The sequence below is a fragment of the Anaerotruncus sp. AF02-27 genome, assembly GCF_003465835.1.
Lineage (GTDB): Bacteria > Bacillota > Clostridia > Oscillospirales > Ruminococcaceae > Anaerotruncus > Anaerotruncus rubiinfantis.
The window spans coordinates 283288-304124 of sequence record NZ_QSBX01000002.1; the positions used below are offsets into that span (position 1 = coordinate 283288).

The following is a 20837-nucleotide window of genomic DNA, read 5'->3' on the forward strand; positions in this document are numbered from 1 at the left end:
AATTTATTTTTACTATCATAGCATTTCCTGTGTGCACAATCAATAGTCTTTATTGACAAAATTTGTGTTATTTTCTAAAACGCTCGACATGAAACGCGCAGTAGTATGACTAACCCTCCGCATGGCGCGCCCGGTAATCCGCCAGCAGCAGATCGACCATCCGGCCATAACTCTGGGTGCCATCCTGCTGGTTGTTCACCTTGAGATAGGTGTCGTTCACCGCCTCGGAAACGGCCGCCACCGGGCCTTCATGCTTTTCCCAGTAGGTGTTGTTGTAAGCGAAATCCCGCCGTACGCCATCCGAAAGGGTATCGTTCACCTGGCAGAAGGCGTTGTAATCGACGCTGTAAAGCCGGTTGATCGAATGCACCAGCGCCAGCATCACGCCACTGTAGGTAAACTGCGGATCTCCGCTTTTTTCACAGGCGAGATAACCGATGAAGTTTGCTTCATCCTCGCGCATGAATCCACGCGTGTGCGCCAGTTCATGGCAGATGGTCGCCGGGATGGTGTAGTCCGGAGCCGCGATATTGACATTCGCCTCGTAGGTGTACGGCGAAAACACCCCGGTGATCTGAGTCAGCGACATCCACCAACTGTTCATCACCGGCTTTGGGTTGATCGGCAGGTCAGGCAGAACGCTGTAATCCTCCGAAAGCTTCCCAAACGATGCGCGCGCTTCCCGCGCCGTGGCATAATACCCCGTTTCCAGCCGCATCACGCCGTTTTCGTCCTCCGGCATCTGCGCGCGCAGCTCATTCGCGCGGCCGGCAAGTTCGGAACAGAGCGCCGCCAGTTCCTGCACCGGGGAATCGCGCACATCAAGGCCGCTGAAAGCGGTGAACTCCGGCCGGTAATAGTTGAGGCCGCAGAGGATGATAAAAGCGAACAGAATACAGCTCAAAAGCTTTGCCATCCGCCCGATGAGCAGGCCGATCCGGGCGGGCGGCGCATCTGTTTTTCTCTCCCGTTTGATCAGGCTGCGGATCACCAGAAAAAGCAGCGCGAACACCCCAAGGATCATCAGGCAGATAAGAAGCTCAATGAGCGAAAACGGCAGAAGCGACGTAAGCCCGCCCCAAACGCGCACCATCCAAGGATAGATCCCGCTGGAATAGAGTTTCTCGGTCATTTCGGGGCTCTGCCGCGCGAGAAGCACCAGGCAGATGCCCACCGGCCCCGGCAGGAGCAGCCACCAGCGTTTTAAAAAGGAAAAGATGGGGTTATATATATGTAACTTCGTCTCATTCATAGGACCACCACCGTAATCCCGTGGTTACAGCGGGAATAGTCCCGATCGCGGGAAAGTTCCGGACAGAGGCCGATAGCGCGCCTCGCAGCCGCATCAAATGGAGAAAAATCCTCGCCTGACACGAATTCTTTCACCATACCGGTATTTTTCATCGCGGAAAGACGGCGGTGGACTTCCGCCTTGATCCTTCCGCCCGAACCGCTCGAGCCATAACCGTGGATCAGCTTGACCGCAGCGAGACGCTGTGCTTTCGCAGAGCGGATTGCCTGGCTCATGCGGGAGATTGCCGTGTCGACGGTGGGCATTCCGCTCTCCAGGTTGACAGTCAGGATAGACATGCTACTCCACCAGCTCCATGCAGGTTTTTGCGTCGAGGGCAAAGTCCATGCCCGCCATGCTGTCTTCGAGCTGCTCCACCGTTGAACAGCCGACGATTGCCGCCGCAGGCAGCGGATTTGAAAGGATATAGGCCAAACTGATCTGCGCGGCCGTTTTTCCTGTGCGGGCGCACAGCGCCATCACCTGCTCGAACCGCTCCCGGTTCTCGGGGCTGTCGAACCGCAGCGCCACGCGCGGTTTCAGCTCCTGCCCCGCGGAAAGCTTGGAAAAATAACCCGCGCTCTGGGACGCATAGGCCATCACGGGAATTTGGTTCTTCTGGTAAGCCGCATATTCGGCTTCATTCATGGTGACCAGCGACGGGTCTCCCCAGAGTTCCGGGGTGGTTCTGGCAATGCTCCACTGGATCTGCGAAACAGCAAACGGTGTTTTGCCGTGGGCTTTCGCGTAAGCGTTCGCTTCGTCGATGCGCGCCGCGGTCCAGTTCGACGCGCCGGCAGCGCGGATCTTTCCCGCTTTGACCAGCTCATCCAGGCAGTCGATAATCGGGCCGACCGGTTTGGTGGGATCATCCCGGTGCAGGAAGTAGATATCCACATGGCCGACGCCGAGCTCCTTCAGGCTGGTTTCCAAATCGCTGCGGATACACTCCGGCGTAACCCGCTTCTCGGCGGGATGATTCATATTGTGATGCGCACCCTTGGTGATCAGCACGATCTTGTCGCGGTTGCCGCGCGCCTTCATCCAGCGGCCGACAACCCCTTCACTGTGGGCATAGGCCCCTTCCATGTCGCCGCAGCGTATCTTCCCGTAAATACGTGCGACGTCGATGGAATTCCCGCCGAGCGCAACATAACGGTCCATCAGCGCAAAGGCAGTTTCCTCGGAGATACTCTCCCCAAAATGATCCGCCCCTTTGACGATTTTCGCCATACGGATAACGCCGTCCGCCGCCTGGACGTCCAGGAATTTCATATGCAGCCCTCCAAAAAATGAATGTGGTTCCGGTTTGTCTCTTTTTTATTATAAAGCCGGTGATCAGGATTTACAAGCGAAGGATTTTGTCCCAACTGTTAAAAATCCTGGTCCGGAAATTTCCAGATGTTTGCAGTTCATTTACAAAGGATTCACATTTCCCGGCATTGAAATTTTGGCCGCGAGGTGGTACACTAGACTATAAAGAATTTAAAAAAAGGTGAGCGTATGAACGACAGCGATCTGATCCGAGTCATATCCTTTAATCTGAAACGGGATTTTGGATTTGCTTTCAACCATTCGCACCGGTGGATGGAACGGCGCGCACTGGCCGCGCAGTTCATTCGGGACAGCGGCGCGACCATCATCGGTGTGCAGGAGCTTCTTCCCAGCATGCGCGAAGATGTCCGCAGCCTGCTCTCAGGCTACAGCATCCTCGGCTTCGGGCGGTTCTCCGGCCGTAAGCCCAAAAATGACGAACATAGCGATATCATCGTGAAAAATGAAGACGCCAAGGTCAACCTCTGCAAGACCTTCTGGCTTTCCAAAAATCCGGAGCAGCTCAGCCGGGCTTATTACGCGGTGTTTCCGCGTATCTGCACCGTGGCCGAAGTCTATGTCAAAAATGTCGGCTGCACCATCCGGGTGTTCAACACCCATCTCGACCACGTCTGCGGTTTCGCCCGCACGCTCGGCATTAAGGTAATCCTCGACTATATGGAAAAGTATAACCAGGAAAGCCCCATGCCCACCGTTCTGATGGGAGATTTTAACTGCAAGCCGAACAGCAGGCCGGTACGCATGCTGCGGGAACGCATCTCAGAATATTATCCCGACCTGCATCTCACCGACGTCTACCAGAGTTTTGACCCCGCCTCGCTTTCCAATACGCTTCACAACTTCAGCGGGAAAGTGAAGCCCGGCGCCTGCCCGATCGATTATATCTTTGTCTCGGATGATTTTGAAGTGATCGATTCGCGGATATTCACCGACCCCATTGACGGACGGTATCCTTCCGATCACTATCCTCTGCTGGCTACCCTGCGTCTCAAAAAAAAGCCCCGGGACAACAGCCAAACCGCATAAACAAAACAGCCGGCGACCGTAGTCGCCGGCTGTTTTCGAGCCTGTAAATCAGTTCTTGCGGATGAAGGATTTGCAGTCGGTGCACTGGTCCACGGTCGGGTTATTCTCATGGGTACCGATCTTGACGCAGTTCAGGGAGCAGTAGTCCGCGCTGGAGCAGTGGTTGGCACACTGCTGAACGGTGCATTCGATGCTGTGGTTCGCTTTGCAGTTGTCCATAAAAGACGCCTCCTTAACAAGTTTTATGCGTATCGCAAACGGGGACGCAAACAGCGGTTTACGTCAATGATAGTTTACCCTGGTTTACATGGATTATAAGCGGAGATTCCTCATTTCGCATCGTTTACAAATTGGCTAAAAACTAGTCGCAAACTATGGGTTGATGCGATTTACCGCCAATGTTATAATATCCCCGTAAAGTTTCTGTTAGGAGTCTTTGTATGAAAAAATTTTTACTGGCAGCGGGCGTTCTCGTGGCTTTGCTGTGCGCGGCAGCCGCCCTGTCTGTTTTGGCCGGCTGTACCGCGCGGGAGGGCTCTGAAACTTCGGATAAGCCTGGCTCGGGCGTTTCCCCCTCCCAGGAATCCTCCGGAGCGGCCCAGCTTCCGGATGCCTCCAGCACCGTTTCGGTCGACCCAGCGGCGCGCCTTCCCCTTGAAAACTACAGTTACCGCGCTGCCGAGCTGCAGAATTATTGTTCGATGGGCGCGCAGTTTTATACCGACCACATGGGCAGCGACGTCCGCGACGTTCCCTACGATCTTGCCGCCGCCATCTATAAATACCGGGATTACCATAACGCCCTGATTTTCGATACCAATTTCACAGATATTTTGGAGCTTGATCCCGCTATCCTTATCGAAATTGCCGCTTCCCAAGCGCCGCATATCGACCTGTATTCAGATGCGTTCGCAAACGTATCGACCGAAAATGAAATAAAAAAATTCTTTGTGGAGCGGTACGAGGGCGGACAGGAGCTCAGCCTGCTCTCCTACGGCGAGGACGTCCGTGCCAAAGCCGCGGAACTTTTCGGCGATTCCTATGAACTGCCGCGCGCGGACGGGCTGCGTATCCGTTACAACGCCGAAATCGACCTCTACTATCTGGAGGGCCCTACCGCCGCGCTTTCGACCGATTACCCGGTGGTTGTCGAGTGGAAGCGCATTGGGGACAGCTACACAGCCAAGATCATTCGCCTCTCCTTCTGGGAGTTCCGCGGTTCCTGGTCCACACCGGACGGTTCATGGGAAAGCAGTGAAAACTGCTCCATTTCCGAGGTGCGTGAATATGTCAATTCGAACTTCCACTCTTTCCCGCAGGATACTTATGTGCTGACCGGGCGGGACCGGCAGTCACTGCGCGTGACCGGCTACAAGAAAGGCGTTTGAGTATCTTTTATCGCTTTGTATAAAAATGGGCCATATGCCTAAATGGGCCATATGCCTAAGCTGTGGCCATTGCAATAAAATCGGGCGGCCGTCTTATAAGACGGCCGCTTTTTCGCTGCCTGTTTTTTCGTATACCGTTTCCCCGTCCTTGATGGTCCGGAGCACTTGGATGTTCCTGATTTCCATGGGGTTCACCCGCAGCGGGTTTCTGTCCAGGATCACGAGATCCGCACGCTTGCCCGCTCTGATCGAACCCTTTGCATCCTCCTCAAAATATTGCCATGCGGCATTGACCGTGACCGCTTCCAGCGCTTCATACGGAGTGATGCATTCCGCCTGCGATAGTTTTTCACCGTCTTTCGTCACCCGGTTAACCGCGCACCAGATGGTAAAAAGCATATCCGGCGGCACAACCGGCGTATCCTGATGAAAGGTAAAGTTCACTCCGGACCGCAGGGCAGAGCCAGCCGGACTGATCCTCGCGCCCCGCTCGCGGCCAAAATTTTTGAGATGCGTGTCGCCCCAGTACCAGGTGTGCGCCGCAAAAAACGAAGCAGTCATCGAAAGCCGCCGCATGGCCGTGAGCTGGTCTGGACGGACAAGCTGCGCGTGGATCATCACCGGGCGGATGTCGCGCTGCCGCTGCGCGTGCGCCTGTGCGTAGGCGTCGATCATCTGCTGCGCCGCCGCGTCGCCGTTGCAGTGCGCCAGGATCTGCAGGCCTTCCGATTCGGCAATGCGCATAAACTCCCGCATCTGCCCATCCTGATAGACCGGATAGCCCCGGTAATCACCGTCATCTGAGCCCTCATATGGCCGGCTCATCCAAGCGGTGCGCCCCTGCGGCGAACCGTCCAGGAAAACCTTGTAGCCCCCGATCTTCAGGCGGTTCTGATACCGGTTTACAAATTGTGGATTTTCCCGCACCAGATTTTTGCACAGGTTCAGGTCGATATAGCTCACAATGTCAAGTTTCAAGGCGTTTTGTCCTGCCATAAGCTTTAAAAGCCGCCACTCGTCCGCGCGGGTCAGTCCGTCCTGCACCGTTGTGATACCATAACGCAGATACGCATCCTGCGCACGGCGCATCTGGCTGCACTGCTCTTCCAGGGTTGGCTGCGGGAGTCCTTTGATACCGGTGAAGGCGGTTTCCTCCAAATATCCGTCCGGTTCTCTTCCATCCGGCAGCCGGCCGATGTGGCCGCCCTGCGGGTCGGGCGTCTGTGCTGTCACGCCGATTTCATGCAGCGCCAATGTATTCGCGACGCCCATATGCCCGGATGCGTGCGAAATCAGCACCGGATGTTCTCCGCATGCCTGATCCAGCAAGGTCTTATCCGGATGGCGGCCCTCTTTGAGGTCGTTCTGGTCGTAGCCAAATCCGCTGATCCATTCCCCTTTACGCAAATTGTTTTCATTTTGGAAGCGGCAGATCCGCTCCGCAATCTCCTCAAAGCTTTTACAGCCTTCGAGCGAGACGAGCGAAACCGTCTTTGCGTAAGCTGTGATGTGACTGTGCGGATCGATGAAGGCGGGGAGCAGCGTATGCCCCTGCAAATCGCAGAGGGCGGTGTCCCGGCCGCTTCTGGCAAACAGCGCTTCCCTGGTGCCAACAGCGCGGATGACACCATCTTCGGTCAGCACCGCGTCCGGCATGCCGCCCGGCTCCATGGTCAGAATATCGCCATTATAATAGATGGTTTTTTTCATGAATCTCCCTTTCTTCCCCGAAAATTGGAACTCCGCTTCACCGGGAAAACCGGCAAAGCGGAGGATGTAAAATAATTTCAGCATTCAGTTTGCGTTTTTCAGCCGCAGCCGCAGCTTATCGGCAATCATTGCGACAAATTCAGAGTTGGTCGGCTTGCCTCTTCCGTTGTGGATGGTATAACCAAAATAACTGTTCAATGTGTCCACATCGCCCCGGTCCCATGCAACCTCGATTGCGTGCCGGATCGCGCGCTCTACACGGGAGGGTGTGGTATCAAACTTTTTCGCAACGGTCGGATAAAGAAGCTTTGTCACCGAGTTGATGATCTCAGGCTGTTTGACCGCCAGCATGATCGATTCCCGCACATAATGATAGCCCTTGATATGCGCCGGAACGCCAATCTGATGGATAATCTCCGTCACCATCAGTTCCAGGTCCGGTTCGCCTTTTGCCTCGCGTTCACCGATCGTCTTTCCTGCGCCCGCGGGAAGTCCGGCCAGTTTCATGATGCGCTCGACCATGATGTCCACGTCGAAAGGCATCAGGAAAAAGTAACAGGCGCCGGCAGTCATAATCTCCTGCTCAAGCATCGGGCTGCTGAAAGACGAAGTGATCATAAAGCGGGGTTCGACAGCCAGCTCCATTTCCCTGACCGAATTCATTACGCCGATAGCGTCAAGCCTTGGCATGAAGATATCCATCAGGACAACGCGCGGAAGGGTTTCACCAATCAGCTGCGCAACAGCGAGACCATCGCGAGGGGCAATGACGGTTTCAAAACCGTAACCCTTCAGCAAAGATGCGCATTTACTGCAATAATCGCCTCCTCCTTCAACAATCAGAACTTTTGCATGTTCCTTCATCTTTTTTCCTCCATCTTGTCGTCTCCCTGAATGCTATCTTAGCACTTTATCTTAATCTTTTCAACATCTTTCCACAAATTTTCCTCCAAAATTTCAACGTATTTTTCACCATAAAATTGGTTAGTTTTGCGTTATTTTTTTGGTGTATTTTCGACATTTTTCGACATTTTATCCATATTTTCGGCAAATATCCCGTACCCTCGAGTCGGATCGTTGACGAAAACATGCGTAACCGCACCCACTAACTTGTTATTTTGCACAATTGGGCTTCCGCTCATCCCCTGAACGATTCCACCGGTTTTGGTTAAAAGTTCTGGGTCAACCACGCGAATTACCATATTTTTTGTCGGATTATTTTCCGCGATGCTAACTTTTTCTATATTAATCGTATACTCTTTGGGGTCCCCATCGTCAAGTGTGCACCAGATGGTCGCCGGACCTTCTGTCACTTCGTATCTCATAGCCAGCGGAATTGCCTCGGAATGCGACGGAATATCCGTCCCAACACCGAAAATTCCAACCTGAGAATTGATGAGCAGCTCGCCTTTCTTCTGTCCGGAAAAACTCCCGCGCAGTTCGCCCGGCAGGCCGCTCTCGCCGCGATGCACTCCCGTGATATTCACATCCACGATTTCTCCCGAATGCAACGGCATGATATCCCCTGTATCCACATCGCAGATCGCGTGTCCAAGCCCTGCAAAAACATGGTTAATCGGGTTATAATAGGTCATGGTACCAATGCCGGCGGAGGAGTCGCGTACCCAAATGCCCGCCCTGTAGGTCCCATCGTCGCTCTGAACCGGATTTAAAAAGCAGCTCATCTCTGTCCCGGCCCGCTCAAAGGAAACTTTGACCGGATTGCCCGCGCAAGAGGAGACGATCGCTCCAACATCTTCATTTGTCTGTACCGCCCGCCCGTCGATTGATTTGATGATGTCCCCCACCTTGAGGCCAGCCGCTTTCGCTGGGTTGGAGGATGTCCCACCGCTTGCGATATCGCTCATCCCCACAACCAGCACGCCTTCGGTAAACATCTTGATGCCGAATGGATTTCCGCCGGGGACCACCATCTCCCGGTCGACCACCTGGACCTGTACCTGTTTGACTTCGATGCCATACGGAAGCTTGAGATCCACATTATAACTGTTGCCCGGTGAGGAATATGCTTCCACAGGCAGGCTTCCGCCGCTCGATGAAGTTTTGATCGGAAGCGTGGAATTGATGCTCAGGGTTTCGCCCGCGACCACATAATAGTGATCCGGCAGGATTGCCTGCGTATAAAGTGCGATCGACTGCACGGCGACAATTGCCAGAGACAACGCGCCGGCAAATCGTTGATATTGCTTTCTCATTGGATTATCCCCCTACTTGCTCATTCAAAAAATTTTTTTGTACGCATTTAATCTTCCACCGTGTAATCTGATTATTTCGGGGAATAACTGCAAGACTTTTTGGCGATCGAAAAATTTCGGCGTGAAACACCCATGCGCATTGCCATGGAGGATTTTTCTTTGCCTGTCTGGAAGATCTTTCTTTTCTGTGCTATAATTTATTTATAAAAAATGGGGCGGTGAAGTGATGCGGGTTGCAATTGTCGGTTCACGCGAAGCCGGCGGGTTTACGGTGGATGGCATGATCCCCCATATCCCGCAGAATACATCCGAGCTGGTGAGCGGCGGCGCCGCCGGAATTGATACGATCGCGGAACAAGCGGCGCGGGCCCTTGACCTGCCTATCACCATATTCGCGCCCGATTACGGCGCGAACGGCAAACTGGCCCCGCTCATCCGCAATCAGAAGATCGTCGATTACGCCGACCTGGTGCTCGCCTTTTGGGACCATCACTCGCGCGGCACAGCCTATACGCTCAATTACTGTATACAGACCCACAAACCCTTCCGAATTATTGGGCTGCATCCCTGAAATTTTTCAAAATAAAGATTCTAAAAAGTGCGCGCTTTCCCCGGCGGAAAGCGCGCACTTCCTATAGGAGCTTGTTGTCCACGCCGGAACGGTCGATTTCACAGCCAACCACAACATTATAGCCACACCCAGTAAACACCGTTTCCCAGTCCGAAGCATGCTCCTGATAGTATTCCGGCAGACGCTGCTTCACCAGTTGGGTGAGCCCGAGCGGGTCGTATCCCTGTCCCTGGGTGGCATGGATCGCGCTTTCAATTTCCCGGCGGATGTCCCGTGCCTGCAGCGCGGCGGCGTACCGTTTCTGTTCCGCCGTCATTCGGTCACCGGTATTGAGCACCGTTTCATACGCGCCGGAATGCACCTCCACCGCAATGTGAAATACAAGGGTATCCCCCATTCGTTCCGGAATTACCCGCGCTTTTACACGGTTGGTCACCGCCGCGACAATACCAAGGTTTTCATCGGCAACCGAAAGCGCGGTATTCTTGATTTTTCCCTTCACCCATGCAAGCCCGCGGGTCTGCTGTGGATTCAGCAAATGGACCAGGCGGTCGCCTGAGAATACCGCCGAACCGGCAAGCTGGATTTCCGGCTTGCCGCTTTCCTTTTGGTCCGATTTTGTATCTGGCGTATCCGTTTTTTCCCCATTTGGAAGAAATGTCTCCTGTGCTTTGGAGGGGTCCTCCCGGGAGGAGCCGCCTTGCGCTTCGGAGGAGGACGCAGCAGCTGTTTCCCCGCTGAGCTCCACCAATGCGAGCGTCCCGGAGGAATAGTCGCTGTGGATCGCGCCGACCAGATCCATCAGCCGGCTTTCCGGTGCAAAGCCGTTCTGCCGCGCGTTTTGGATGATGTCCAGAATCCGGTCCGCCGTGAGCGCGGGGTCCTTTTCCTGCGCCATCAGCAGGTTTTCCGCCTTGTCCTTCACAACCGCAACCGTCACCGCCGGAGTGATCTGATGGTTTGCATTGAAGAAGTCCAGAACCTCATTGACTCCTTCACGGGCGGCATCCTCCCCGATGAGGATCAGCCGGCAGCTTCCAAAAAACAGCGATTTTCCGCGTTTGACCGCAGCCCGGCTGAAAAGGTCGGTCAGCGTCCCGCCGCCCTCCTGAAGCAATTCGGACGAGGCCGGCGGTTTATCCCCATCCTGTGTCTGACCGGCCAGCTGGAGAACCGCGGTATATAAGCCTTCCTCCGTACGGTCGACCGCAACCGCTTCGACCACACCGCGGTCATTAAGCCGTACACTGTTCATGCAGCCAGTCAGCAGCGCTGTCAGGAGCAGGGTAATGAGCAGTGCCCGTTTCATACGGATTTCCCCCCTTTTTTTAAAAACAGCGCCGTGATCAGCGGGATCAGGACCACAAGAACGCCGAACGGAACCCCGTTCATCAACAGCCTGCCCGCTTCATTCAGATACCGCATGTCGGTTGAGGTGAAAAAGGCCAATCCCCCTGCCCCCACTGCTACGATGGCCGCCGCGGCCGCGTACGGAAGCTTATGAAAAATCCTGCGCAGGCAGACGAGCGCGCAATAGAGATAGGCAGCCGCGCGCAGAAACGCCACGCACACCCACATGGCGATATGCAGGATATCAAGCCGTCCAAATACCGAAATCTGAGCCACTGTCGCGGCAGTATAGAGCGGGAAAAGACGGGTTTTGGCATAGTCGCCCAACGCGGCCAGCACCGAAAAGGATAAAATCTCATAGAAAATGGCCGCCAGAACGACATACCAGATAAAAGTCTTTCCACTTCCTTTCCCGGCGCGGGAGCATAACAGGATAAAGACGACGGCTTCGGCATTGGCGGTGACCGCCTGCATGGTACCCGAAAAAACCGCTTCCTCTCCCTCCAGAAACGGGCTGACCACGTTCACAAGATCCATCTCCGGGATAAGCGCGCCGCAGATCAGCGCAATGACCGCCAGCATCAGGATAAAGACAAACACGCCGAATCGTGAAAACGCCTCCAGTCCCAGCCGGGCGGCGTAGGCCGCGGCCGGGATGAGGCACAGAAGGAAGATCCACGGCGGGGCGTTTTGATAGACTGTGCTGGTCATGAAGAATTCAAAGTGGCTCGCTGTATATCCTGCCATGAGAATGCAAAAGGTGCCGTAGCAGGCGCTGACCAGCACGCCGTAAAAGCGGCTGGCCGAAAATGCGGCGGCCAGTATATCCTGTCCTCCTTTCCTGCAAAGCCAGAGGTATGGCAATATGAGAAGAAGGGTTGCCGCGGCGGCCAGCAGGATGGTGAGCAGCGCGGTGGAACCGGAGACCGCCTGCCCGGATTTCGGGATAAAGGTGAACAGTGTGAAAAGCCTGCTCACAAACAGCAGCATCACAAGCTGTGCGCCGGAAATATCACGGATCTTTCCCTGCAAATACTATTCCTCCTTTGCCTTGTCATCCCGGATGTCGCTCCCGGCCAGGTCCTGTACGCGCAGATCCTCCCTGGCAAGTGTCCGCCAGCTCCAACGAAAGAGCACATCCCGCATCGAATAGAGTGAAAACGGTGTGGCGGGCGCTGTGGCAGGCACGCCAAGCGGATTCACCGCGCACAGATTCACCAGCACCGCGCACATGCCGAGCGCGATTCCAAAAAGCCCGGTCAGCCCACCAATAAGGATAAAAGCGAAGCGAAGGATGGTGACCGGTTCGTAAAGGGATGGCACAACAAACGAGCTGATCGCAGTGATTGCCACGACCATCACCATCGGCGAACCGATGATACCCGCGGTTACGGCCGCGTCCCCGATGACCAGCGCGCCCACAATGCTCACCGCATGGCCGACCGCGCGCGGCATGCGAAGCCCCGCTTCCCGCATGATCTCATAGATGAAAAAAATGACCAGGGCTTCGATCATCAATGGGAACGGGGTTGATTCCTCGCTGGCGACCAGGCTCATGAGCAGCGTGTCGGGCAGAAGCTCCGGATGGAAGGTGCCGACCCCGACATAAAGCCCTGGCAGGAGGATCGAAAAGAAAAATGCCGCATATTTAAGCCAGCGGATGAAAGTGGCGAAATACGGCCGGTGGGAATAGTCGTCGGCGCTCTGAAAATTCTCATTGAAGAGGTATGGAACAATAAGCGCATAGGGCGTGCCATCCATCAGGATTCCGATTCTGCCCTCCGCGACCTTCGCACAGAGGGTATCCGGCCGTTCGGTATAGCCGACGCCCGAAAAAAGCGAGAGCGGTTTGTCGTCCAAAAACGGCTGGATATAGCCGGTTTCGAGCACCACATCGATCTTCACCTTGGAAAGCCGGTATTTCACCTCCCGCAAAAGCGCGGGCGAAACCATATCCTTCAGATAGACCAGCATGCAGTCGGTACGGCTTTTGGTGCCGAGTTCGAACATGTCGAAAATGAGGTCGGGCGATTTGATCCTGCGCCGCAAAAGCGACATGTTTGGGCGCAGCATCTCGATGAAGCCCTCCTGGCTGCCGCGCACATTGACCTCGCTCGTCGGCTCGCCCACCGAGCGGCCGGAAAAGCCCTGAATGCCGAAAACCGAACCGGCTTCGATCCCGTCAATGAGCAGCACGACAAAGCCGGACATCATAAACCGGAACAGTTCGGCATAGGTATGGATTTCCTTCTGGTCGGGCGCCATCAGCGACTGGCGGCGCACCCATTCAAAAACCGCCTGCGGCGACGGGTTTTCCAGCTTTACGGTGGTCAGCGGCAGGGCAAAGATTTTGGAAAAGGTCGCGGTTGAAACCATGCCTTCGCACATCAGCATTGCGCACGGCACGCCGCACACCTCGAGCTCATGGATGACAAGATCACCCGAATCCGGGAACATCGCGCGCACGTCGATCAACCTCTCGAGCAGGCTGGATTCCAGCTTTTTCTCGAGCGCATCGTTTGCCTGCGGCGGAATATATGCCTGCGGCGGCGCAAACAGGTTTTTCCATTTCTGAAACATCTGCAGTCCTCACAATCATAGAAAGTCGCTGTTTACATTATTATTGCCAATCCATCCGCCGGAATATCCGCGTACCGGCGGGTCACACTATTTTTTGTATGACTTAAGATTGGGAGGTCTGCTACCTTTATGTTGATCGTCTTTATCCGGGTGCTCATTATTTATGCGCTCATCATCGTCAGCCTGCGCCTGATGGGAAAACGCCAGCTTGGTCAGCTGCAGCCGTCCGAACTGGTGGTCACCATCCTCGTTTCAAACATTGCGACGATGGCCATTGAGGACGCCAACGTCCCGCTCATCGGAGGCATCATCCCCATCCTGACGCTCGTCTCCTTCGATGTGGTCATCTCCGCCATCACATTGAAATTCCGCAAGGCGCGCCGCTTCATCTCCGGGACGCCCCGCGTCATCATCCGGGACGGAAAAATCGACCAGCAGGAACTTAAGGAGCTGCGTTTCACCATCGACGATATGATGGAGCAGCTCCGCGGGAACAATATCTTCGATATCCGTGACGTGGCTTTTGCCATCGTTGAAACAACCGGAAAACTTTCCGTCTATCAGAAATTCGACGCGCAGACGGTGACCGCCAAGATGCTGAACCTGCAGGGCCAGCCCGCAGACGACGCACCTCCGGTCGTACTCATCAGCGACGGCGTGGTGATCGACAGCGGGCTCAAATACTGCAATCTGAAATATGAATGGCTCGAAAAAACCGTCACCGAAAACGGCTACAATACCAAGGATATCTTCCTTATGACCTGCAACCGCCAGGCGGATTATCTGATCGTGCCGGTGGAAGAAGCGCCGAATAAGAAAAAGGAGGCGGACGAATGAAGCGGCTGTGGATTGCGCTTTGCATCATTGCGCTGATCATTGGGGTCAGCGCGGCCGGGCTTTTCCATTTGATGCGCATCACCGATGAGATGGAAGCCTCCCTGTCCGATCTTTCCGCCGCTATTGAGGAGGGAAGCAATGCTCGGATCATCCATTTGGCCGAACAGTTCCAGTCCCAGTGGCAGGAAAATGAAAAGCTGCTCTTGCGGTATATCCACCATGAAGCGCTCGACGCGATCGACAGCACAACGGCGCGCCTTCCCGCGCTCGCCCGATATGAGGACTACGGTGAGCTGGCCGCCGAGGTGGCCAGGCTCCAGGAGCTTATCGACCATGTCTATGATTCTGAAGTACCAAATTTCAGAAATATCTTCTGACTGCAAAAAAGGCCCGCTGCCAATGGCAGCGGGCCTTTTATATTATGCTTTTAATCTGCGTTTTTATCCTTTTGTGCGCCCGTACGGGCTTCCAGTATCGCCTGCAATTCCTTCATAAACGAATCGATGTCCTTAAACTGCCGGTAGACTGAGGCGAAACGCACATAGGCCACCTCGTCGATCTCCCGCAGCTTTTCCATCGCAAGCTCCCCGATTTTATAGGAAGGGACCTCTTTTTCCAGGGAGTTGTGCAGAACCATCTCGATGTCGCCCACCGCCTGCTCCAACACCGCCAGCGAAACCGGGCGTTTTTCGCAGGCGCGCACCATTCCCGCAAGCAGCTTGCCCGCATCGAAAGACTCGCGCGATTTGTCCTTTTTGATAACGACCAATGGCGTTGTTTCGATGATTTCATAAGTTGTAAAACGCCGTTCACATTTGAGGCATTCCCGTCGGCGGCGGATCCGCTCGGATTCATCGGTGGGACGCGAATCGACAACTTTACTTTCCACATAACCGCAGTATGGGCATTTCATTCGTACAATTCCCCCTTGTAGTACGGGCTGGAAAATATTTATACTATTCGTATTAGACTTGTCCTCATTGTACCATTATTTTCCGAAACTGGCAAGCTGTTTTCACAAATTCCGTTCCCGTTTAGCCGCTAAGATTGTATAATAACTCTCCAAGAGCTCCTCGCATCCTCCGTAATTCTGCCGGCGGAGCTCGACTTTCGTTCCTTTCTGGAAAGTCCTTACAATCTCTGTTATGCCCAGACCAAGCATGAAAGAAATCCACACGAAGCCAGCCACGCCATCACCCAAACGCTCTATGAAAACATCTGAAATCGTGACCACATCATCTATGGGAATTTGCAGGTTTCTGAAATCCTTATCCCCTCGAAAATTTGCAGCCGCACTTGCAGTTTTTAAAAAGGAGTTGATATTTTGGAGAGTCTGTGACATAATGAACACAAATATCGGCCGGTTTTATCAAAAATACAGCGGAAAGAACCAGAGAAAGGAGCATGTGCGGATGCGCATCGGTGTGGAATTGGAGGAGGGGGTTCGCCTCCTGCTGGAACGGACCCAGCCCATCGAACGGGTGGAGGAGCTGCCGCTCGAGCGAACGCGCGGACGGATTCTCGCGGAGGATGTCTTTTCCCCGATGGATCTGCCTCCCTTTGACCGCTCCCCGCTCGACGGTTACGCCGTGCGTTCCGCCGACGTTGCGGCAGCCACGTCCGAGGCTCCTGCCAAACTGCGGGTGATCGGAACCGAATGCGCCGGGGATTATTTTGCCGGACATGTGGGCGCGGGCGAAGCGGTCAACATTATGACCGGCGCGGCAATTCCCGCAGGCTGCGACTGTGTCATCCGCCAAGAGGATACCGACGACGGCATGCCTTTTGTACGGATTTTCCATCCGGCCCGGCATCACGACAACTTATGCTTTCAGGGGGAAGATGTAAAAAAGGGGACGTTGCTGCTACGGCGCGGCGAAAAACTTTCCTACGTTTCAATCGGGGTGCTCGCATCGCTCGGGTTCACCCGTACGCGCGTTTACACGCCGCCGCGCATTCTGCTGCTCAACACCGGCAGCGAGCTGATCGAGCCGGGTGAACAGGCGGGTCCTGGCCAAATCTACAACGCCAACCGCTATCTTTTGGAGGCGCGGCTACAGGAACTCGGGTTCTCGCCCAAGGTGCTGCCCGCCTGCCGGGACGAATCCGCGTCTGCGGCGCGCGTCATCGCTGAGGCGCTGCCCGAAGCCGATCTCGTACTGACCACCGGCGGCGTCTCGGTCGGCAAAAAGGACATCATGCACGAAGTTCTGCAGCTGCTAGGGGCTGAAACACTCTTCTGGAGACTATTGATGAAGCCGGGGATGCCGATGCTCGGTGCGATCGCGGACAATAAGCTTCTGCTCTGCCTCTCTGGCAATCCGTTCGCGGCGCTCGCCACCTTCGAGCTACTCGCGCGGCCAGTGCTTTCCAGGCTCGCGCGGGACGAAAGTCTCGTCTGCCGCACCGGCGAAGGGATCATGCAGAGCGACTTTGGAAAACCCAGCCCCAAACGGCGGTTTATCCGCGCCCAATGTAAAAGCGGCTTCGTGGATGTCTCGCGCGGCAACCATTCCTCCGGCGCGATCTCGTCGATGCTCGGCTGCAACGTTTTCATCGATATCCCGGCCGGAAGCGGCGGGCTGCGCCAAGGGGACCGGGTCCGGCTCGTCTGGCTCTAAGGGGGAATTTTTATGCATCCCATGCTTTTCGCAGTGAGCGGCGTCAAAAATTCCGGCAAGACCACCCTCACCGTCCGGCTGGTCCGAGCGCTCACCGAAGCGGGATTTCGGGTCGCGACCATCAAGCACGACGGACACGATTTCTCCGCCGACCTGCCCGGGACCGACAGCTACCGTCACAAGCAGGCGGGTGCTGTCAGTACCATTATCTATTCCCATGCGAAACTGTTGATGGTGCGCGACCGGGAGGAGCTCTCCTTTTCGGAAATCTGCGCGTTCGCGCCCGACTGCGATTTTCTGATCCTCGAAGGAGGAAAAAGCTCCCCACTGCCAAAGATCGAGGTGGTGCGCGCGGGCATTTCAGTCAGACCGGTCTGCGACCCTGCGACGCTGCTCGCCATCGCGACCGACCTGCCGCTCACCCATCCGACCGTCCCGGTGCTGGCGCTCGACGACCTGCCGGGACTTGTAAAAATCATCCTGCACTGGAAGCAAAATCAGGAGGAGGAACCCTCATGAATCTGTGGCAACTGCTCACTTCCCGCTGTGCCGGGGATATCCTGTGGGAGCTGCGGGAAGAATGCGGACTGGAACAGGCGGAACTCCTGCAGGGCGCCGCGCTTTTGCGCGCGCTGCAGATTTGTGCGCCCGAATATGCGGCGGGAGGGATGCTTGTCCCCGTTTCGCTGAACAGCCCTGCCGGCCCTGTCTGGCGGGTGGTGGATGGGGCGGGCGATCCCATTTCCTGCAGCAGCCGGGAAGAGCTGCTCGCGATGGAAATCTCCCTGACTAACGGGTGCGACGCGGATCTCGCCGCAGCCCTCTGCCTCGTGGAGCTGCTCTGCCTCCCCGCTGCTGGTACCGTCCCTTTCCCCGCTCCCAACGGGGTTGCCGCACTGCTTCTGGCCGGCGGCCAAAGCCGCCGGATGGGCGAAAACAAGGCGCTGCTTTTGCTCGGGGGACGCAGCCTGCTTGTTCACGCGATGGAAGCGCTCTCGCCCTTCCCCGAGAAATATCTCTCGGTCGACCGCATCGGTCGGTACGAGGATTGCGGCAGCTTCCTTCCTTTGCCCGACGAATTCCCCGGGACAGGTCCGCTCGGCGGGCTCTGCACCGCGATGCGGCACGCGAAGGCTGCCTACCTCGCAGTCTGCCCCTGCGACACCCCCTGTGTCACCCGTGCGTTCCTGCTGTACCTCTGCGGGCTGCGGGAGGGATATGACGCGGTGGTCCCGGTCACGCGGGACGGCCGTCCCCACCCACTGACGGCCGTTTACGCCGTTGGGACGCGGGAAATGCTCGCGGAACAGCTCGCCGCCGGGGAGCGCAGCGTGATGCGGTTCCTCGAAAAGCTCTGTGTGCGGTATGTCCCGCTCGCGCAGACCCCCTTCGACGACCGGGTGCTCACCAACGTCAACACGCGCGCGCTTTACGAGCGGCTGCTCGATGCAAAATAATCTTCTCTTATCCCACGGTCCGGTTTTGGGGCCGCGCACTTCGTAGAATGGGGTGCGCGGTCCCTTTTTGTTCCCTTTTAAATGGGATTTGAATCCCTTTAATGGGATCATTCCGTTTTCTGCACATTTCATTTTGCGGCGCCTGACGCCCGTCAAGACAGGCTTTTGCGCCGCCTGTCCGCATATTTGGGGCGAACGGGATTGTACGGCGCGTCTGAAAAGAACTGGCACGTTTCTTGCTGGTATTTAGGGTGTAGTAATCTTACCAAGCGATTTTGCATCAGAAAGAATCGGAGGAGTTCAGATGAAGTTCAGCATCAACAAAATCACCACCAACTACACCGACACCCTCGCGCAGTACATCCTCGACCTCAAGTACGACCAGCTTCCCGCCGAGGTGGTCGACCGCGCCAAGAAGATCGCCCTGCATGCGATCGCCGCGGCGCTGGCCGCCAACGGAGTCCCCATGTCCGGCCGTGCCATCGAACTTGGCAGGCAGTTTAACGGCGGCGAACAGGGCACCGCGACCGCCTGGATCAGCGGCACGCGCCTGAGTATGGCGAACGCGGCTTTCGTCAACGGCGCAATCACCGACATGCTCGATTGGGAGGATTGTTCCTGGACCGGCCATCCGTCGGCCGGCGTGATCCCGTCCGCATGGGCCTGCTGTGAGGGGCAGAAGAAATCCGGCAAGGATTTCATCACCGCCGTCGTCGCCGGCTATGAGGTCTACCAGCGCATTGCCATGGCAATCCAGAATCCCAAGGGACAGGCCGCCGGCAACGGCTGGGGGCTGACCAGCTGGCAGATCTTCGCTGCGCTGGTCCCGGCTATCAAGCTCTTCGACCTGGACCTTGAGCGCGCCAACCAGGCACTCGGCTTCGGCACCGCCGCCAGCACCATCTGCGGCTGCCTGCATCACACCACCATGTCTGACGCCTACCACTACCTGCACGGCTTCAGGGCCCGGGACGGCATCGAACTTGCGCTCACCGCCAAAAGCGGCGTCGAGAACTACCAGGACTGCTTCGACGATCCCAAAGCCTATGCGGTACATATGACCCCCGACCACCGGCCCGAGTGGTACACCAAAGAACTGGGCGAGCGCTACCTCATTCTCGACACCCTGCTCAAGCACTGGCCAGCCAACATGTGGAATCAGACCGCCGTCGAGCTCGCCTATGTGATGACAGAAAAGTACGGTATCTCGCCCGAAGACATCGACGAGATCATCCTCGACCCGCCAACCCAGCTGCGCATGGCCATCCGCCCCGAGGGCTACACCTCGCTGACCCAGGCGCAGTTCAGCATCCCGTTCTGCATCGCCGCAATGCTCTACGACCGCACCCCCGGCGCACAGTGGTACTCGGCCGAAAATATGAAGGACCCGAAGGTCCTTGCGCTGGCGCAGCGGGTCAAGAGCGGCCCAAGCGAGCAGCATACGCTTGGCGGCAGCTTCATCATCTGGCAAAACGGCTCCTATCCGATGAAGACGATGACCATCAAAACCAAGAACGGCAAGGTCTACGAGGAGCAGATGGACACCCATCCGGGCCACCCGCAGCAGATGATGTCCTGGGAGGAACTCGGCAGCCGCTTCCGCATCCAAAGCGCAAGCGTCCTCACCCCCGCGCAGCAGGACGCGGCGATCAGCGCCATCGAAAAGCTTGAGGATTGCGGAGACCTCTCCACAATCTGCCACCTCTTCGCCCGCCAGTGAGGAAGGTGCCAAGATGATGGGACAACCGCTGTCCGTCGGGCTAATCTGTCCCGGCGGCGGGGTCAAAAACCCCGAAAACGAGATGGGAAAATACAAGCCGGACGACGTCACCATCCTTGCCGAACGCATCCCGCTCGCCAAGATCGACGTCGAGGTGCTCAGCCGCTTCGCTGACGAAGCCGACGGAGCGGCGGTGCGGCTCGCTGAACGCGGCGCGCAGGTCATCGCGCTCAACTGCACCTCCGGCAGCTTCATCCGCGGGGCCGGGTACGACCGCGAGATCATCGAACGGCTCGAGCGCTCCTGCGGCCTGCCTGTCACCACCACGACCACTGCCGTCACCGAGGCGCTCACAACCCTCGGCATCCGCAAAATGGCAATGGTCACCCCCTATCCCGACGCGGTCAACGAGATCGAAATCCGGTTTATGCGAGACAGCGGTTATGACGTTCTTTCCTGCAAGGGACTGGGCATCGTCCAGATGAACCTTGTGGCGCAGGTCCCCTTTGACCGGATCTACAGTACGGTGCGCGATGCCTTCACCCCCGCATGCGAAGGCATCTTCGTGAGCTGCGCCGGCTTCCGGGTGATCGACTACATCCGCGGGCTCGAGAGCGATTTCGGCCGGCCGGTCGTCACCAGCAACCAAGCCACCCTCTGGAAGCTGATGCGGATGATGGGCAGGACCGAGGACCTCAAAGCCGGAAGCCTTTTCACCAAATGACAGGAGGGGTT

22 protein-coding genes are annotated in these 20837 nt (G+C 56.3%); 10 read left to right on the forward strand and 12 right to left on the reverse strand.

The genetic code is table 11. From position 1 onward, the window contains the following. Positions 1-109 precede the first annotated feature (109 nt). The 3 genes from DWV16_RS03450 to DWV16_RS03460 are packed head-to-tail and all read right to left on the reverse strand — an operon-like array spanning position 110 to position 2566. Positions 110-1252: a DUF3810 domain-containing protein gene (locus DWV16_RS03450; protein ID WP_118477786.1), complete on the reverse strand. Its 1143-nt coding sequence runs from the start codon at positions 1250-1252 to the stop codon at positions 110-112. Further along, the gene (locus DWV16_RS03455) at positions 1249-1590 is read right to left on the reverse strand and encodes a Smr/MutS family protein (protein WP_118477787.1); all 342 of its coding nucleotides are present in this window, start codon (positions 1588-1590) and stop codon (positions 1249-1251) included. The genes DWV16_RS03450 and DWV16_RS03455 overlap by 4 nt, the downstream gene beginning before the upstream one ends. A gap of 1 nt (position 1591) precedes the next feature. After that, positions 1592-2566, reverse strand: coding sequence for an aldo/keto reductase (locus DWV16_RS03460; protein ID WP_118477788.1), 975 nt, complete (start codon positions 2564-2566; stop codon positions 1592-1594). A 228-nt stretch (positions 2567-2794) separates the two neighbouring features. Here DWV16_RS03460 and DWV16_RS03465 point away from each other — a divergent pair, with 228 nt between their 5' ends. Continuing rightward, positions 2795-3652 carry an endonuclease/exonuclease/phosphatase family protein gene (locus DWV16_RS03465; protein WP_066459176.1) on the forward strand — a complete coding sequence of 286 codons (858 nt, stop codon included), beginning with the start codon at positions 2795-2797 and terminating at the stop codon, positions 3650-3652. 48 nt (positions 3653-3700) lie between these two features. On the opposite strand, the gene DWV16_RS03470 is transcribed toward DWV16_RS03465, so the two are convergent. Then, entirely contained in the window at positions 3701-3871 is a 171-nt protein-coding gene (locus tag DWV16_RS03470) for a DUF1540 domain-containing protein (RefSeq protein ID WP_079988276.1), read from the reverse strand. 221 nt (positions 3872-4092) lie between these two features. Between DWV16_RS03470 and DWV16_RS03475 the strand changes: the two genes are divergently transcribed. Further along, positions 4093-5040 (forward strand): hypothetical protein, encoded by a 948-nt coding sequence (locus DWV16_RS03475; RefSeq protein ID WP_118477789.1) that lies wholly within the window; start codon positions 4093-4095, stop codon positions 5038-5040. 93 nt (positions 5041-5133) lie between these two features. Here the strand turns inward: DWV16_RS03475 and DWV16_RS03480 are convergent, their stop codons facing one another. From DWV16_RS03480 to spoIVB, 3 genes are all read right to left on the reverse strand, one after another. Next, on the reverse strand, positions 5134-6750 hold the full coding sequence (locus tag DWV16_RS03480) for an amidohydrolase (RefSeq protein ID WP_066460437.1): 1617 nt from the start codon (positions 6748-6750) through the stop codon (positions 5134-5136). An 84-nt stretch (positions 6751-6834) separates the two neighbouring features. Continuing rightward, positions 6835-7614 (reverse strand): sporulation transcription factor Spo0A, encoded by a 780-nt coding sequence (spo0A, locus tag DWV16_RS03485; RefSeq protein WP_118477790.1) that lies wholly within the window; start codon positions 7612-7614, stop codon positions 6835-6837. A gap of 131 nt (positions 7615-7745) precedes the next feature. After that, on the reverse strand, positions 7746-8966 hold the full coding sequence (gene spoIVB, locus DWV16_RS03490) for a SpoIVB peptidase (protein ID WP_066459170.1): 1221 nt from the start codon (positions 8964-8966) through the stop codon (positions 7746-7748). Positions 8967-9192: 226 nt separating this feature from the next. Here spoIVB and DWV16_RS03495 point away from each other — a divergent pair, with 226 nt between their 5' ends. Then, a complete protein-coding gene (locus DWV16_RS03495; protein ID WP_066459168.1) occupies positions 9193-9537 on the forward strand; it encodes a hypothetical protein in 345 nt (114 codons plus the stop codon). Positions 9538-9598: 61 nt separating this feature from the next. Here DWV16_RS03495 and DWV16_RS03500 read toward each other — a convergent pair whose 3' ends face one another. The 3 genes from DWV16_RS03500 to DWV16_RS03510 are packed head-to-tail and all read right to left on the reverse strand — an operon-like array spanning position 9599 to position 13467. After that, the gene (locus tag DWV16_RS03500) at positions 9599-10846 is read right to left on the reverse strand and encodes a Ger(x)C family spore germination protein (protein WP_118477791.1); all 1248 of its coding nucleotides are present in this window, start codon (positions 10844-10846) and stop codon (positions 9599-9601) included. Then, complete coding sequence (locus DWV16_RS03505; RefSeq protein WP_066459164.1) at positions 10843-11919, reverse strand: GerAB/ArcD/ProY family transporter; 1077 nt, start codon at positions 11917-11919, stop codon at positions 10843-10845. The genes DWV16_RS03500 and DWV16_RS03505 overlap by 4 nt, the downstream gene beginning before the upstream one ends. A 3-nt stretch (positions 11920-11922) precedes the next feature. Beyond that, positions 11923-13467, reverse strand: a complete 1545-nt coding sequence (locus tag DWV16_RS03510; protein ID WP_066459163.1) for a spore germination protein — start codon at positions 13465-13467, stop codon at positions 11923-11925. 129 nt (positions 13468-13596) lie between these two features. Between DWV16_RS03510 and DWV16_RS03515 the strand changes: the two genes are divergently transcribed. Next, positions 13597-14304 carry a DUF421 domain-containing protein gene (locus DWV16_RS03515; protein WP_066459161.1) on the forward strand — a complete coding sequence of 236 codons (708 nt, stop codon included), beginning with the start codon at positions 13597-13599 and terminating at the stop codon, positions 14302-14304. After that, a complete protein-coding gene (locus tag DWV16_RS03520; RefSeq protein WP_066459159.1) occupies positions 14301-14681 on the forward strand; it encodes a DUF4363 family protein in 381 nt (126 codons plus the stop codon). The genes DWV16_RS03515 and DWV16_RS03520 overlap by 4 nt, the downstream gene beginning before the upstream one ends. A gap of 50 nt (positions 14682-14731) precedes the next feature. Here the strand turns inward: DWV16_RS03520 and nrdR are convergent, their stop codons facing one another. Further along, a complete protein-coding gene (gene nrdR, locus DWV16_RS03525) occupies positions 14732-15217 on the reverse strand; it encodes a transcriptional regulator NrdR (protein WP_118477792.1) in 486 nt (161 codons plus the stop codon). A gap of 430 nt (positions 15218-15647) precedes the next feature. Between nrdR and glp the strand changes: the two genes are divergently transcribed. The 3 genes from glp to DWV16_RS03545 are packed head-to-tail and all read left to right on the forward strand — an operon-like array spanning position 15648 to position 18382. Then, positions 15648-16925, forward strand: a complete 1278-nt coding sequence (gene glp / locus DWV16_RS03535; RefSeq protein ID WP_199719757.1) for a gephyrin-like molybdotransferase Glp — start codon at positions 15648-15650, stop codon at positions 16923-16925. Positions 16926-16937: 12 nt separating this feature from the next. After that, entirely contained in the window at positions 16938-17444 is a 507-nt protein-coding gene (mobB, locus tag DWV16_RS03540; RefSeq protein ID WP_066459153.1) for a molybdopterin-guanine dinucleotide biosynthesis protein B, read from the forward strand. Beyond that, the gene (locus tag DWV16_RS03545) at positions 17441-18382 is read left to right on the forward strand and encodes a molybdenum cofactor guanylyltransferase (RefSeq protein ID WP_118477794.1); all 942 of its coding nucleotides are present in this window, start codon (positions 17441-17443) and stop codon (positions 18380-18382) included. Before mobB ends, DWV16_RS03545 begins: the two co-directional genes overlap by 4 nt. A gap of 280 nt (positions 18383-18662) precedes the next feature. On the opposite strand, the gene DWV16_RS19515 is transcribed toward DWV16_RS03545, so the two are convergent. After that, complete coding sequence (locus DWV16_RS19515; protein WP_242863739.1) at positions 18663-18812, reverse strand: hypothetical protein; 150 nt, start codon at positions 18810-18812, stop codon at positions 18663-18665. Between DWV16_RS19515 and DWV16_RS03550 the strand changes: the two genes are divergently transcribed. Next, positions 18780-20102 (forward strand): MmgE/PrpD family protein, encoded by a 1323-nt coding sequence (locus tag DWV16_RS03550; RefSeq protein WP_242863732.1) that lies wholly within the window; start codon positions 18780-18782, stop codon positions 20100-20102. The two genes, DWV16_RS19515 and DWV16_RS03550, sit on opposite strands and share 33 nt — an antisense overlap. A 13-nt stretch (positions 20103-20115) precedes the next feature. Next, positions 20116-20826 (forward strand): aspartate/glutamate racemase family protein, encoded by a 711-nt coding sequence (locus DWV16_RS03555; protein WP_118477795.1) that lies wholly within the window; start codon positions 20116-20118, stop codon positions 20824-20826. The last annotated feature ends 11 nt before the right edge of the window (positions 20827-20837 follow it).